Source organism: Octadecabacter algicola, from assembly GCF_021532625.1.
In the GTDB taxonomy this organism is placed as follows: domain Bacteria; phylum Pseudomonadota; class Alphaproteobacteria; order Rhodobacterales; family Rhodobacteraceae; genus Octadecabacter; species Octadecabacter algicola.
Map to the genome: position 1 here is coordinate 191,812 of NZ_JAKGAR010000001.1, position 14,023 is coordinate 205,834.

Annotated in this window: 20 protein-coding genes; 19 read left to right on the forward strand and 1 reads right to left on the reverse strand. The window is 56.2% G+C overall.

The window, feature by feature from the left end; all coding sequences use genetic code 11:
* Positions 1–171: 171 nt before the first annotated feature.
* From L0666_RS00860 to L0666_RS00875, 4 genes are all read left to right on the forward strand, one after another.
* Positions 172–795 (forward strand): hypothetical protein, encoded by a 624-nt coding sequence (locus L0666_RS00860; protein WP_235257165.1) that lies wholly within the window; start codon positions 172–174, stop codon positions 793–795.
* Positions 796–932: 137 nt separating this feature from the next.
* Positions 933–1,871, forward strand: coding sequence for an ACP S-malonyltransferase (gene fabD, locus L0666_RS00865; RefSeq protein ID WP_235257167.1), 939 nt, complete (start codon positions 933–935; stop codon positions 1,869–1,871).
* Between the two features lie 3 nt (positions 1,872–1,874).
* Positions 1,875–2,612, forward strand: coding sequence for a 3-oxoacyl-[acyl-carrier-protein] reductase (gene fabG, locus L0666_RS00870; protein WP_235257169.1), 738 nt, complete (start codon positions 1,875–1,877; stop codon positions 2,610–2,612).
* Positions 2,613–2,804: 192 nt separating this feature from the next.
* The gene (locus tag L0666_RS00875) at positions 2,805–3,038 is read left to right on the forward strand and encodes an acyl carrier protein (RefSeq protein ID WP_235257171.1); all 234 of its coding nucleotides are present in this window, start codon (positions 2,805–2,807) and stop codon (positions 3,036–3,038) included.
* An 8-nt stretch (positions 3,039–3,046) separates the two neighbouring features.
* On the opposite strand, the gene L0666_RS00880 is transcribed toward L0666_RS00875, so the two are convergent.
* A complete protein-coding gene (locus L0666_RS00880) occupies positions 3,047–3,229 on the reverse strand; it encodes a hypothetical protein (RefSeq protein WP_235257173.1) in 183 nt (60 codons plus the stop codon).
* 69 nt (positions 3,230–3,298) lie between these two features.
* On the opposite strand from L0666_RS00880, the gene fabF reads away from it, so the two are divergent.
* The 15 genes from fabF to L0666_RS00955 all read left to right on the forward strand — a co-directional run bounded on the left by fabF (position 3,299) and on the right by L0666_RS00955 (position 14,010).
* The gene (fabF, locus tag L0666_RS00885; protein WP_235257175.1) at positions 3,299–4,558 is read left to right on the forward strand and encodes a beta-ketoacyl-ACP synthase II; all 1,260 of its coding nucleotides are present in this window, start codon (positions 3,299–3,301) and stop codon (positions 4,556–4,558) included.
* Entirely contained in the window at positions 4,559–5,731 is a 1,173-nt protein-coding gene (gene mltG, locus L0666_RS00890; protein ID WP_235257177.1) for an endolytic transglycosylase MltG, read from the forward strand. It abuts the gene before it with no gap.
* 175 nt (positions 5,732–5,906) lie between these two features.
* A complete protein-coding gene (locus tag L0666_RS00895; protein WP_235257179.1) occupies positions 5,907–6,230 on the forward strand; it encodes a hypothetical protein in 324 nt (107 codons plus the stop codon).
* On the forward strand, positions 6,124–7,524 hold the full coding sequence (locus L0666_RS00900) for a DNA-packaging protein (RefSeq protein WP_235257181.1): 1,401 nt from the start codon (positions 6,124–6,126) through the stop codon (positions 7,522–7,524). The genes L0666_RS00895 and L0666_RS00900 overlap by 107 nt, the downstream gene beginning before the upstream one ends.
* A gap of 133 nt (positions 7,525–7,657) precedes the next feature.
* Positions 7,658–8,839 (forward strand): phage portal protein, encoded by a 1,182-nt coding sequence (locus L0666_RS00905; RefSeq protein ID WP_235257183.1) that lies wholly within the window; start codon positions 7,658–7,660, stop codon positions 8,837–8,839.
* Positions 8,832–9,050, forward strand: coding sequence for a GTA head formation protein, RCAP_rcc01685 family (locus L0666_RS00910; protein WP_235257185.1), 219 nt, complete (start codon positions 8,832–8,834; stop codon positions 9,048–9,050). Before L0666_RS00905 ends, L0666_RS00910 begins: the two co-directional genes overlap by 8 nt.
* An 11-nt stretch (positions 9,051–9,061) precedes the next feature.
* The gene (locus L0666_RS00915) at positions 9,062–9,604 is read left to right on the forward strand and encodes an HK97 family phage prohead protease (RefSeq protein ID WP_235257187.1); all 543 of its coding nucleotides are present in this window, start codon (positions 9,062–9,064) and stop codon (positions 9,602–9,604) included.
* A 39-nt stretch (positions 9,605–9,643) separates the two neighbouring features.
* Positions 9,644–10,843: a phage major capsid protein gene (locus L0666_RS00920; protein ID WP_235257189.1), complete on the forward strand. Its 1,200-nt coding sequence runs from the start codon at positions 9,644–9,646 to the stop codon at positions 10,841–10,843.
* 166 nt (positions 10,844–11,009) lie between these two features.
* Positions 11,010–11,609, forward strand: a complete 600-nt coding sequence (locus tag L0666_RS00925; RefSeq protein WP_235257191.1) for a head-tail connector protein — start codon at positions 11,010–11,012, stop codon at positions 11,607–11,609.
* Positions 11,609–11,944, forward strand: coding sequence for a head-tail adaptor protein (locus L0666_RS00930; protein ID WP_235257193.1), 336 nt, complete (start codon positions 11,609–11,611; stop codon positions 11,942–11,944). Before L0666_RS00925 ends, L0666_RS00930 begins: the two co-directional genes overlap by 1 nt.
* Positions 11,941–12,351 (forward strand): DUF3168 domain-containing protein, encoded by a 411-nt coding sequence (locus tag L0666_RS00935; RefSeq protein ID WP_235257195.1) that lies wholly within the window; start codon positions 11,941–11,943, stop codon positions 12,349–12,351. Before L0666_RS00930 ends, L0666_RS00935 begins: the two co-directional genes overlap by 4 nt.
* A gap of 49 nt (positions 12,352–12,400) precedes the next feature.
* Positions 12,401–12,817 carry a phage major tail protein, TP901-1 family gene (locus tag L0666_RS00940; protein ID WP_235257197.1) on the forward strand — a complete coding sequence of 139 codons (417 nt, stop codon included), beginning with the start codon at positions 12,401–12,403 and terminating at the stop codon, positions 12,815–12,817.
* Complete coding sequence (locus L0666_RS00945) at positions 12,817–13,140, forward strand: gene transfer agent family protein (protein WP_235257199.1); 324 nt, start codon at positions 12,817–12,819, stop codon at positions 13,138–13,140. Before L0666_RS00940 ends, L0666_RS00945 begins: the two co-directional genes overlap by 1 nt.
* Positions 13,137–13,358 carry a rcc01693 family protein gene (locus L0666_RS00950; protein ID WP_235257201.1) on the forward strand — a complete coding sequence of 74 codons (222 nt, stop codon included), beginning with the start codon at positions 13,137–13,139 and terminating at the stop codon, positions 13,356–13,358. Before L0666_RS00945 ends, L0666_RS00950 begins: the two co-directional genes overlap by 4 nt.
* The gene (locus L0666_RS00955; protein WP_235257203.1) at positions 13,351–14,010 is read left to right on the forward strand and encodes a phage tail tape measure protein; all 660 of its coding nucleotides are present in this window, start codon (positions 13,351–13,353) and stop codon (positions 14,008–14,010) included. The genes L0666_RS00950 and L0666_RS00955 overlap by 8 nt, the downstream gene beginning before the upstream one ends.
* The last annotated feature ends 13 nt before the right edge of the window (positions 14,011–14,023 follow it).

The window sequence follows — 14,023 nt, forward strand, 5'->3', positions numbered from 1 at the left end:
TCAAGCGAAAGCTTTGCAGGTTGGGCGATCCAAGCACTTTTGGGGGCGGGCCTTGGCGAGCGGGCTGGCAAAATTTACCAAATAGTTAACAAATCGTGTTTTCAACGTTTTGGGGACAATTTTCTGCCCTAGTTCGCGGTGAGGTTGTATTAAATTAAATTGGAGATACGTATGACTGCTACGCCTGATCCGTGCCATTTTGTTGAATCCGCTGTTTCCCCGCAATCCAAGTCTTTCAGCCGACCACAAGTGTCCGAGGTCTACTGGGGCTATGAGGCGTCGTTAAACGAGCAGATCGTCGATCTTTCGATCCTTGCACGTGGTGCTGCAACCATTCTCTCGATTGCGGCGTTCATTGCTGCGGCCGCAGTTTGGATCATGCCCGCGATGACGTTCACCGGAAGTGCGTTCTTGGCGAAGCTTTTGATTTCTTTAGGGGCGCTTGTTATAGGGGCGTTTACTGGGCGGCATGCTTTTCGGGGTACACGCATCAGAGTTCAGATTGATACGAACGTTGGTGAGCTGCGCCAAGTCATTACGGGTGCAACCGGTGGAGAGATCACGCTCAGCCGACATGGCCTCGACACTGTTAAATCCGTCGACGTTGTTGCCTCCAAGATGGATGGTAGTTTTGGGCAGGTACAGGTCACGTTGAATAGCGGATTGGTTCTTGCTGTTGCAGATGGCGCGGTTGCGACGCTGTTTTCTTTGCGTGACCGCCTGGCTCATGATTGCGGGATCATGCAGGGAACCGCTGCACGGCCCGCTGTCTGGACTGGCCCATTGGCGGCATAGTCTCTCATCATTACTAGAAAATCGATTTAGCGGCCCTTCGTGGGCCGCTTTCGTGTTTTGGGGGCTGCTGCTGATGTCTTGTGCGTGGGGCAGGGTCGCGCTAACGGTAGGGAAAGAAGAATAGTGAGGGGCACATCATGAAATCATTCGTTTTTCCAGGGCAGGGCGCGCAGACGATCGGAATGGGGCAGGCTTTGGCCGAGGCTTATCCAGCGGCAAAGGCTGTTTTTGATGAAGTCGACGATGCATTGGGTGAAAAGCTGTCCGACCTGATTTGGTCCGGTGATATTGCTGATTTGACGCTGACGCGAAACGCGCAACCTGCGTTGATGGCGACATCTTTGGCGGCAATGCGCGCGCTTGAGGCTGAGGGCGTTACTATTGAAGCTGCATCTTTCGTGGCAGGGCATTCGTTGGGCGAATATTCTGCGTTGGCAGCTGCTGGCGCATTGAGCGTGACAGACACCGCGCGGTTGTTGCGGACACGTGGTGAAGCCATGCAAGACGCTGTACCGGTTGGTATTGGCGCGATGGCTGTTTTGCTGGGCATGGATTTTGAAGCCGCGCAAGCGGTTGCGGCTGAAGCTGCACAAGGCGAGGTCTGTCAGGCCGCCAATGATAATGATCCGTCACAGGTTGTCGTTTCGGGCCATAAGGCCGCCGTGGAACGTGCGGTTGAGATCGCAAAAGCCAATGGCGCAAAGCGGGCGATGTTGTTGCCAGTATCCGCGCCATTTCATTCATCCCTGATGGCACCTGCTGCTGAGGTGATGGAAGCGGCTTTGGCTGCGGTTACGCTGAATGCACCGGCTGTGCCGTTGATTGCGAACGTGCGTGCCGAGGCTGTGAACGCGGATGAGATTAAGGCGCTCTTGGTTGAGCAGGTGACGGGGTCTGTGCGCTGGCGTGAAAGCGTTCAGTGGATGGCGGGCGCTGGTGTCACTGAGGTTTGGGAGATCGGTGCAGGCAAGGCTTTGTCTGGCATGGTGAAGCGGGTTGATCGTGGTATTGCAACCCGCGCTGTTGGGTCCCCCGATGATGTTGTTGCGGCAGCTGCTGCATTGAATGAAGGATAAAACATGTTTGATCTAACAGGTAAGAACGCCCTGATCACGGGTGCGTCTGGTGGTATTGGTGGCGAAATCGCCAAATCGTTGCACGCGGCAGGGGCCACTGTGGGCCTTTCCGGAACGCGGGTCGAACCGCTTGAGGCATTGGCCGCTGAGCTGGGCGATCGCGTTCATGTGTTGCCATGTAACCTGAGCGATAGCGCCGCGGTTGATGCCCTGCCAAAACAGGCTGTGGAAGCGATGGGATCAGTCGATATTCTGGTGAACAACGCCGGCATTACGCGCGATCAGATTTTCATGCGGATGTCAGATGAAGAATGGTCCGATGTAATCAACGTGAACCTCACGTCGACAATGCGCCTGTGTAAGGGTGTTATTCGTGGCATGATGAAATCCCGTTGGGGCCGGATTGTGAACGTGTCTTCCATTGTTGGTGCGACAGGTAATCCGGGGCAGGCGAACTACGCTGCGAGTAAAGCTGGCATGGTCGGGATGTCCAAATCCATCGCTTATGAGGTCGCATCGCGCGGCATCACTGTGAACTGTATTGCGCCCGGTTTCATTGCGACAGCGATGACCGAAAAGCTGACGGACGATCAAAAAGAGAAAATCAACAGCCAGATCCCAGCCGGCCGTATGGGCACGCCAGAGGAAATTGCGGCAGCTGCACTGTACCTGTCGAGCGATCAGGCAGCATACGTCACGGGCACGACTTTGCATGTCAATGGTGGTATGGCGATGTTGTAACCCCTATATGGGCTTCATTCGAAAGCGTTTGCCCTAGAGTGAAACTCTGCTATAGGCGGCGCAGAATTGGAAATCGTGACGTAGCGTCTGGTTTCTTCAAGGTCCGGTCACGGATCAAAAACCGCTCTTGCCTATAGTAGGTTTGGGTGAACAAAACGGGCCACTGGCCCCGAACTATGTGAGGAATTTAACATGAGCGATGTCGCAGACCGCGTACGTAAGATCGTTGTAGAGCACCTTGGTGTTGAAGAAGACAAAGTTGTTGAAGGCGCGTCCTTCATCGACGATCTGGGCGCTGACAGCCTCGACACTGTTGAGCTCGTGATGGCGTTCGAAGAGGAATTCGGTATCGAAATCCCTGACGACGCTGCTGAAACGATCCAGACTTTTGGCGATGCCACTAAGTTTATCTCTGAAGCGGCCTAAGCCGTCTTTTAGATCTGATTGAAGGGGCGGTACCGAGAGGTGCCGCCCTTTTTCGTTTCGGCGAAGTTCAGCCGCCCAAGAGCCATTGCGAGCGGCCACACATTGCCGATTATGCGATTTTCCACCTGACAGCAGTGGCCCATGCGTCCGACAATTTCCGCGAGATGCGCTTGTTTGGTGGAATTGGCCATCGGCGCACTTGCCCCTTTGGTGCTGCACGCGGTATCACCTGCAAAAGCTATTAACGTGAGGGTTGAGCTATGCGTCGCGTCGTTGTTACCGGACTGGGGTTGGTAACCCCGCTTGCTGATGGAGTCGAAAAGAGCTGGGAGCGTATCTTGGATGCGCAATCTGGGGCTGGACCGATCACTCATTTTGACCCTGAGGGGTTTGGTACGACCTACGCCTGTGAGGTTCCCTATGGTGACGGCACGGATGGTACGTTCGATGCGGCCAAGTACATGGCACCTAAGGATCAGCGTAAGGTCGACACGTTCATTCTTTTCGCAATGGCTGCGGCACAGCAAGCTGTTGAAGACGCTGGCTGGACCCCGGAAAGTGATGAAGACCTTGAACGCACAGGTGTTCTTACTGGTTCAGGAATTGGTGGTCTGAATTCAATTGCTGAAACTGCGGTCATGATGAAAGAAAAGGGCCCGCGTCGCGTGTCGCCATTCTTCGTTCCGGGTGCATTGATCAACCTGATTTCTGGCCAAATTGCGATTAAATACGGTTTCAAAGGCCCCAACCATGCGGTTGTGACGGCGTGTTCAACTGGTGCGCATGCGATCGGTGATGCAACACAGCTTATCAAGGCTGGCCGTGCGGATGTGATGATTGCAGGCGGCGCTGAGGCGACGATCTGTGAAATTGGCATTGCAGGCTTTAACGCTTGTAAAGCGCTGTCCACCAAACGCGCTGACGATCCGAAAGGCGCAAGCCGCCCGTATGACGAGGACCGTGATGGGTTCGTCATGGGTGAGGGCGCAGGCATGGTTGTTCTGGAAGACTATGATCACGCTGTGGCGCGTGGTGCGAAGATTTACGCTGAAGTGTTGGGCTATGGTCTGACGGGCGACGCGTACCACATCACCGCGCCGTCCGAGGACGGGGAAGGCGGTGAGCGCTCAATGCGGATGGCGTTGAAGGATGCAGGTCTTGAGCCTGCGGATATCGATTACATCAACGCGCACGGCACATCGACGATGGCGGATACGATCGAATTGGGCGCTGTTGAGCGCATGATGGGTGATGCCGCATCCAAAGTGACAATGTCGTCCACTAAGTCCGCGACGGGTCACCTCTTGGGGGCTGCTGGCGCGATTGAGGCGATCTTTAGCATTCTGGCGATCCGTGATCAGGTGGCTCCTCCGACGATCAACCTTGATAATCCTGCGGTCGAAACTGCGATCGATCTTGCCCCTAACGCAAAAGTTGAGCGCGAGATCAATGTGGCGCTGTCCAATTCGTTCGGGTTTGGTGGCACCAATGCATCTGTCTTGTTCGGAAAGGTTTCCTAAATGTGGAAACATATCGCGGCCAACGCGCTGACGTTTTTCATCGTCGCGTTGTTCCTGTTTGCCGGTGTGATCGCTTGGGGAACCAACGAATACAGCGCTGAGGGCCCTTTGGAACAAGCGATCTGTTTGCAGGTTCGTTCAGGGTCCAACATGCGGATTGTGAGCGAGAGCCTTGCCGAACAAGATGCGATTTCGTCACCAGCGCTTTTTCGGATTGGCGTAGATTACGCGAACAAAGCATCGCAGCTGAAGGCGGGTAGTTTTCTGGTGCCCGTTGGGGCGTCCATGGAAGAGATCGTGGAAATCGTGACGCGCGGCGGGCCGAGTTCCTGTGGCACGCAGATCATCTATCGTGTTGGTATCAATCGGGTTTTGGCGGAAGTGCGTGAACTGGACCCTGCGTCTGGTGACTTCGTTCAACTGGCGCAGTTTAACCCTTCGGAAGAAGACGCACCGGCAGTATTTTCTGAAGCGCGGGAAGCAAGTGACACGCAATTCAACGTGGTGTTTGCCGAAGGCGTGACCAGCTGGCAGGTTGTGCAAGCCTTGAATTCACTGGACGTCATGGACGGCTCTGTGAATGAAATTCCAGCTGAGGGCATGTTGGCACCCGATTCATATCAGGTTCAACCCGGAGATTCGGTCGCCGAATTGTTGGACAAGATGGAGGCGGCTCAAACGCGCGTTCTGGCAGACGCTTGGGAGTCGCGGGCCGATGGGTTGCCGTTGGCGTCCCCAGAAGAGGCCCTGATTCTTGCATCAATCATCGAAAAAGAGGCGTCGACCTCTGATGAGCGGTTTGACGTTGCATCAGTGTTTATCAACCGCTTGAACCAAGGCATGCGCCTGCAGACTGACCCGACGGTCATTTATGGTGTTACGCTGGGCGAAGGCGTCTTGGGGCGTGGCTTACGCCAAAGTGAGCTTCGGGCGGAAACACCTTGGAATACCTATGTAATCGAGGGTCTGCCACAGACGCCAATTGCCAACCCAGGACGTGGATCAATCGAGGCGGCGCTGAACCCGTCTGACACGGATTTCATTTTCTTTGTGGCGAAAACCTTGAACCCGAGAGACGGGCACAACTTTGCTGTGACATTGGACGAACACAACGCAAACGTTGCGATCTATCGCCGTCTTGAGGCTGAACGTGCCGCATCGGGGGACAACTAAGGATTAACAAAGTGTTCCCGATGGGTGCGGTAACTATTTGGTAATGTTTGGAAAAAATAGAAGCTTTGCGTAGTTTGTTGCTGCGCTGGTCGAAATTAAAGCGGGCGCTTGGGATCATTCCCAGCGCCCTTTTTCGTTCTTATGGGCGGAGCAACCCGAGAGGGGAACTTCAATAATGACAGACCAAAGCGGTGGTACTCCCACCGAACAGAAATCGGCTGCTGAACGTATCGAGGAGGCTAGGCAGCTATACGAAACAATTGGTGAAACGCTGAGCGTCGTGTTGGACCTTGTGAAGGCAGGGGACTTTAAGGACATAGATCTGTTGCCCAAACAGATGTCCCGTCTAACCGATGCAATTGCGGAAGCCCGAAAGAGAGAGGCAGACTTCAATGACAAATTCGGAGACGGGCTGGGAGAAGGGGACATCGACTTCACCGCCCTCAGACGTGAGATCGGGTGCCGCCTTGGTCGCATCCGCCGATGTTGCAGATCGTAAGCAGTTCTTGAGGAGCCTGACGGATGAGCAGGTTAGGGCGCTGCCTTACCTTTTCGACTTTTGGGCGTTGGACCATCAGTTGCCCCCTGAAGGGGATTGGCGGACGTGGGTTATTCTTGGTGGGCGCGGTGCAGGCAAGACACGCGCGGGCAGTGAATGGGTCAGGTCTATGGTTGAGGGGTCGCGTCCGCGCGACCCCGGTTTGGCGAAACGTGTCGGGCTTATCGGTGAAACGATGGAGCAGGCGCGCGAGGTTATGGTGTTTGGTGAAAGCGGCATATTGGCATGTTCGCCGCCGGATCGTCGTCCGCAGTGGATTTCTGGACGCCAGATGCTGGTTTGGCCGAACGGCGCCGAGGCGCGATTGTTTTCGGCATTTGATCCTGAACGGCTGCGAGGACCGCAGTTTGATGCCGTGTGGGCGGACGAATTGGCAAAATGGCCAAAGGCGCAGGATACGTGGGATATGATGCAGTTTGGATTGCGTTTAGGCAAGAATCCACGCGCATGTGTTACCACGACGCCGCGAAATGTTGGAATATTGAAAGAGCTTTTGGAGCGGAGCAGCACGGTTCAGACCCATGCACCCACGGAAGCGAACCGTGCCTACCTTGCGGATAGTTTTCTAGCCGAAGTTCAAGAGCGCTATGCTGGTACGCGGTTGGGGCGTCAAGAATTGGACGGCGTTTTGCTGGCCGATGTCGATGGGGCGTTGTGGAGTTCTGCGACGATTGAGGCTGCACATGTAAAAGGGGTGCCTGCACTGGACCGCATTGTCGTTGCGGTTGACCCGCCCGCGGGGGCGAACGCGACATCTGATGCCTGCGGGATTGTTGTCGCTGGGATTGTGAGCCAAGGACCGGTTTCCGATTGGAAGGTATTTGTTCTCGAAGATGCGAGCATCCAAGGGGCAAGCCCGAATGAGTGGGCGGCGGCGGCTATTGCCGCCATGGATCGCCATGGGGCCGAACGGCTGGTGGCGGAAGTGAATCAAGGCGGGGCAATGGTCGAGACGATTGTGCGTTCGATTGATCCGACAGTGTCGTATCGCGGGGTTCATGCGACGCGCGGCAAGTCCATGCGTGCCGAACCTGTTGCGGCTTTGTATGAACAGGGGCGTGTTCATCATGTTCAGGGCCTTGGGGCGCTGGAAGATGAGATGTGCCAGATGACAGCGCAGGGGTTTACGGGACAGGGATCACCTGACCGCGTGGATGCTTTGGTTTGGGCGATTACGGACCTTTTCATCGAACCAGCGAAGCGGTGGCGGTCGCCGCAGGTTCGCACACTTTAGCCTAATTATTAAAGCGTTATCGGGGTGTTGCGGAGGCAACGAACGGTGCCTTTAGCATTTCAAAGCAAATTTAGACGAAACTAGATCGTGTTGGATGAGACGCCATGAAGCGGCGGCACCAGAGGGGATTTGAATGTTTGATTTTCTAAAGCGAGCGGATGGCGAACAGCAGGCAGTGCCTGAGATGAAGGCATCTGCGACGGGGAAGATTGCTGCGTGGGGGGCTTCGGGGCGATCAGTTTGGGGCGCGCGCGATACAGCGTCGCTGACACGAGGCGGGTTTACGGCCAATCCGGTGGGGTTTCGTGCCGTGAAATTGATCGCAGAAGCAGCGGCTGCTTTGCCGTTGGTTTTGCAGGACAGTGAGCGTCGCTATGACACGCACCCCGTTCTGGAGTTGGTGGCACGTCCGAATGGGGCGCAGGGGCGGGCCGAGTTGTTTGAGGCTTTGTTTGGTCAATTGTTGCTGACGGGCGATGGGTATCTTGAGGCTGTGGGGGGCGAGGATGTTCCGCTTGAGCTGCATGTGTTGCGCTCTGATCGAATGACATTGGTCCCTGGTAACGACGGCTGGCCTGTTGGATATGATTACACCGTTGGCGGGCGCAAACATCGCTTTTCGGTGGGACAGGGCCCAAGCCCAGTGTGTCACATCAAATCGTTCCACCCGCAGGATGATCACTATGGGTTAAGCCCCATGCAGGCCGCGGCGCAGGCGCTCGATGTGCATAATGCGGCGAGCCGGTGGTCCAAGGCGTTGCTGGACAACGCTGCGCGGCCAAGCGGTGCCATTGTTTACAAAGGTGCTGAGGGGCAAAGCCAGTTGAGTAGCGATCAGTATGATCGGTTGCTGAGTGAGATGGAGAGCCAACATCAAGGTGCGCGTAATGCGGGTCGTCCGATGTTGCTGGAGGGTGGTTTGGACTGGAAGCCAATGGGCTTTAGCCCATCGGACATGGAATTCCAGAAAACCAAGGAAGCCGCAGCGAGAGAGATCGCGATCGCTTTTGGGGTGCCGCCGATGCTGCTGGGGCTGACGGGAGACGCGACTTACGCGAACTATCAAGAGGCCAACCGTGCATTCTACCGATTGACGGTGCTGCCTTTGGTGACGCGCGTTGCAGGATCGATCGCACATTGGTTGGGTGATTTCACAGGCGAGAGTTTCCAGCTCAAGCCCGACTTGGATCAGGTTGCTGCATTATCGGACGAACGAGATGCCCAGTGGAGCCGGATCAGTAGCGCGCCGTTCCTGACAGATGCAGAAAAACGGAACCTATTGGGGTTGCCAGCGCTTGAGGTGGGCGATGGCTGATTTACGCGAGACGTTCGAGTGCGGTCCATCATTGCGCATTGAGGCGCACGAAAGGGTCGCGGCGCTGCAATTTGCGCAGGTGAACACTCAACTGGGCAAGATCGAGGCGATGATGGAACGGCTGGAACGCCGTTTGTGGCTGACGGTTTACGGAGTGGTTGGGGTGATTTTGGCACAGGCGGTTGAATCCATCCTGATTGCGGCACCCTGAGAGGAGACGAGATGACTTTAGAACATAAATTTATAGCCCTTGGGGACAGTGTTGCTGTCGAAAACGGAATTGAGATCAGTGGCTATGCATCACTGTTCGGTAAGATTGACCAAGGTGGCGATGTGGTTGAGACCGGTGCTTATGCTGCGTCCCTCGACAAGCTGGCGGGCAAAGGCGGGCGCGTGAAGATGTTGTGGCAACATGATCCGGCCCAGCCGATTGGGGTATGGGACGAGGTCCGCGAGGATAAGGCCGGCCTATGGGTTAAGGGGCGTATTCTGCGAGATGTTGCCAAAGGCCGAGAAGCGGCGGCGCTGATTGAGGCGGGCGCGATTGACGGGCTTTCTATTGGTTACCGTACGGTGCGGGCCAAGAAGAATGACAAGGGCGGTCGCCTTTTGTCTGAGTTGGAACTTTGGGAGGTGTCTTTGGTCACGTTCCCGATGCTTCCGGATGCGCGGGTGGGGGCTAAGGGGGATGACCCTGCGGCTGATGCTCTGCGCGAATTGGCGGGGGTATTTGAGGATGCCCGCGCTGTGCTGGGCCACCGTTAGGACCGGCGTTTCCACCCATTGATCTGAAAGGATCCAAATATGACGAAACCTGAGTGCAAGGCTCGGGCCGGGGAAGATGCGTCTAACGCGGCGCTTACCCCAGTCAACGAGTTGAAGACCGCGATGGCCGGTTTTGTGACCGATTTCAAAGACTTCACGACTGATATTCAAATAAAGCTGAAAGAGCAGGACGACCGAATGACAAAACTTGACCGTAAATCCATGATCTCTGGCGCACGCCCTGCGCTGGCCACTGCTGCTTCTGTTGAGGCGCCTCATCAGAAGGCGTTTGAGTCCTATCTGCGGTCCGGCGATGACGATGCGCTACGTAGCCTGGAGATTGAGGGCAAATCCATGTCCACGGCTGTTGCTGCGGATGGTGGTTATCTGGTGGATCCGCAGACATCTGCGAATGTTCAATCCACGCTGTCTTCTACGGCGTCGCTGCGAGCAATTGCGAATGTGGTGAACGTTGAAGCAACGTCTTATGACGTCCTGATTGATCACACTGAAATGGGTGCGGGTTGGGCCACAGAAACAGACCCGACCGCCGAAACGGGCACGCCGCAGATTGATCGTATTACGATCCCGCTGCATGAGCTGTCTGCACTGCCAAAGGCATCCCAACGTTTGTTGGATGACACGGCGTTCAACATTGACGAATGGCTTGCGGGTCGTATCGCTGACAAGTTTGCACGTTCCGAAGCAGCAGCGTTTGTGTCTGGTGATGGCATCGACAAGCCGACTGGTTTCTTGACGGCGCCACAGGTTGATAATGACGTTTGGGTCTGGGGTAACCTTGGTTACGTCGTGACGGGCGCGGATGGTGATTTTAACGGTGCGGATGCGCTGGTTGATCTCGTCTATTCATTGGGTGCGGAATACCGAGCGGGTGCGGCCTTTGTGATGAACTCAAAGACCGCTGGCCTAGTGCGGAAGCTGAAAGACAATGACGGCCGTTTCTTGTGGTCTGACGGTCTGGTTGCCGGTGAGCCTGCGCGTCTGTTGGGTTACCCAGTGCTGATTGCTGAAGACATGCCTGATGTGGCGTCTGACAGTACAGCAATCGCATTCGGCGACTTTGGCAATGGGTACACTGTTGCGGAACGTCCTGATCTGCGCGTGCTGCGTGACCCGTTCAGCGCTAAGCCACATGTCTTGTTCTATGCGACCAAGCGCGTTGGTGGTGCGATCAGCGATTACGCGGCGATCAAGCTCCTTAAGTTCGGCCTGTCCTAAGGCCCACGGAACGGGCGCGGGGGCAAGCCTTCGCGTTCGGTCCGGGCGTGTGCAGTGCGCGAGCGACCCTCGCGTTGTCCAGTTGCTTCCTTCCGTCCGAGCAATGTGGGGGGCACGCGCCCGGATTTAGGACGGTATTTAATTTGGCACTTTTCGGAGTAAACCCATGATGTTGATCGAAGAAACCAGCGTGCCAACAGTGGCATTGCCGGTTGCACAGTTCAAAGACCACCTGCGCCTTGGATCGGGGTTTTCCGATGATAGCGTACAAGACGGATTGCTGGAAGGGTTCCTGCGATCTGCGCTCGCCGCGATCGAAGCGCGCACTGGCAAAGCGCTGATCGAGCGCGATTTTAGCTGGACGTTGACGCGGTGGCGCGATGTTTGCGCACAAGCACTGCCGATTGCGCCAGTTTCGGCGATTATTGATGTTGTCTTGATTGATCGGGCGGGCACTGAAACGGCGATTGATGCTGGTTCCTATCAGTTGCGTCCAGATATGCAGCGTCCAGCATTGGAAGCATTTTCGGGGTCCTTGCCGACGATTGGCAACGGCGGATCAGTTAAGATCACGATGCTGGCCGGCTTTGGCCCAGAGTGGGGGGATTTACCGGCGGATCTGGCGCAAGCAGTGTTTTTGCTGGCGGCGCATTACTACGAATTTCGTCATGAAGTTCAGTATGACGGCGGCTGCATGCCGTTCGGAGTAAGCGCGTTGATTGAACGCTACCGAACCCTGCGCATTTTGGGCGGAGGTGCGTCCTAATGGCCTATCGTTTGAATCGTCAACTGGTGCTGGAGGCCCCGCAACGTGTGCCCGATGGCGCGGGTGGTTTCAGCGAGAGCTGGGCCGCGCTGGGCATTGTCTGGGCCAACGTAAAGGCCCGTTCAGGACGCGAAAAAGCCGGGGTTGCAGCGCCGTTGAGTTTGGTTGCGTACAAGATCGTTGTGCGTGCGGCACCTGTTGGATCGGATGCGCGCCCTCAACCGGAGCAGCGGTTCCGCGAAGGCGAGCGTTACTACCGAATTTTGAGTGTGACCGAAGATGACGTTGATGGACGTTACCTGATCTGCACCTCACAAGAGGAGACCGTGGCATGAGTTATGGTGTTTCAGCAGCATTGCAGGCGGCCATATACCAAGCGCTCTTTGCGGATGTGACGTTGGCGGGATTGGTCGGAACCGACATTTACGATGCTTTGCCATCCGGTGTTGTGCCGTCGCTTTATGTGGCGTTGGGACCGGAGCTTGCAAAGGATCGGTCTGACAAAACGGGTGGCGGTGCGGAACATGAGTTCACCGTGTCCGTGGTGACCGACAGTTCCGGTTTTGCGGTGGCCAAGAGTGCGGCGGCGGCCGTGTCGGACGTATTGGTGAATGCCGATCTGACGCTGTCTCGCGGGTCTTTGGTGTCGCTTAATTTTCATCGCGCCAAGGCGGTGCGAGTAGGTGCGGCTGACGAACGACGGATTGATCTGACGTTTCGGGCAAGAGTCCAGGATGACTGACCGCCTGTCTTAAGGCGTATAATTTTCAAACACTTATGGAGTATTCGATATGGTAGCTCAGAACGGCAAGGATCTGTTGGTCAAGATCGATATGACTGGCGGAGGCCAGTTTGAAACGGCCGCGGGTTTGCGGGCCACGCGGATCAATTTCAATGCAGAAACTGTTGATGTGACGTCTTTGGACAGCACGGGTGGGTGGCGCGAAGTGCTTGGGACGGCGGGTGTAAAATCTGCGTCGATTAGCGGCTCGGGCGTGTTCAAGGATGAGGCCACCGACGAGCGGGTGCGTGAGATGTTCTTTGCGGGGGATACACCTAACTTTCAGGTGATCGTGCCAGACTTTGGCACAATGGAGGGGCCGTTTTTGGTCAGCTCAATAGAGTATTCCGGTTCACATAACGGAGAGGCGACTTACGAGATGTCACTGACGTCGGCGGGTCAAATTACGTTCACGGCGTTCCCATAATGCAGGACAGTCTGGCAAACCCGTGGCGCGGTGAGGTGTCCCTGTCGATTGATGGGGTGACCTACACCTGCAAGCTAACGCTTGGCGCGTTGGCGGAACTGGAGGCGAACCTTGGCACGGATACACTGGTCGGCTTGGTGAAACGCTTCGAGAGCGGCGGGTTTTCTACGCGCGATGTCTTGGCTTTGGTCGTCGCTGGATTGCGTGGCGGGGGCTGGTGCGGATCGGCGGCTGATTTGGTCAGTGCGCAGATCGAGGGCGGGATCGTGCGGGCAGCAGAGGCGGCTGCCGAGCTACTGGCACGTGCGTTTGCAACCTCATGAAAGGGTCTGATGGCGGCTTTGATTGGCCCGTGTTGCTGCGGGTTGCACTTAAGGGACTGGGGTTAAAGCCAGATGAGTTTTGGGCACTGACGCCCGCCGAATTCTGGTTGCTTTTGGGAGACGACGCAGGGGCGATGCCGATGGGGCGCAATCGTTTGGATGAATTGAGCCGAAGCTACCCTGACGGGGGAAGCGGCAAAGGAGAAGACGATGGATGATATCGACGGGCTTGATGCCCTGGAAAGCGAAGCCAAGGCGCTTGAGACCACATTGGGGTCGGTCACAGTTATGACCGATGCCTTTGAGGGGCAACTGAGCCGGATGAAGGCTACGCTGGGGGATACCACGCGGGATCTGGGTAATTTGGAGCGCGGCTTTTCGGGGGGATTGCGCAAGGCGTTTGATGGTTTGGTCTTTGACGGCAATTCGTTGTCGGACGCTTTGGCGACTGTTGGTCAGGCGATGTCGCGTACAGTCTATAACAATGCGATCTCTCCGGTGACGGACCATTTTGGCGGCATCCTTGCGGGGGGCGTCAATTCATTGGTGTCGAGCCTGATGCCGTTCGAAAAGGGTGGGGCGATCAGTCAGGGTCGCGTGACGCCCTTCGCAAAAGGCGGTGTGGTGTCGGGGGCGACGACTTTTGCGATGCGTGGCGGCACGGGGTTGATGGGTGAAGCGGGGCCGGAGGCCATCATGCCATTGTCCCGAGGTGCTGATGGCAGCCTTGGCGTCAAAGCGCAGGGCGGGCAGGCCGTTAATGTCACCATGAATATCTCAACGCCAGACGTGGCTGGATTTCAACGAAGCCAGAGCCAGATTGCGGCTTCGCTTGGCCGCGCGTTGGGCCGTGCTCAACGTAATCGCTAGGACGGGAGTAAGA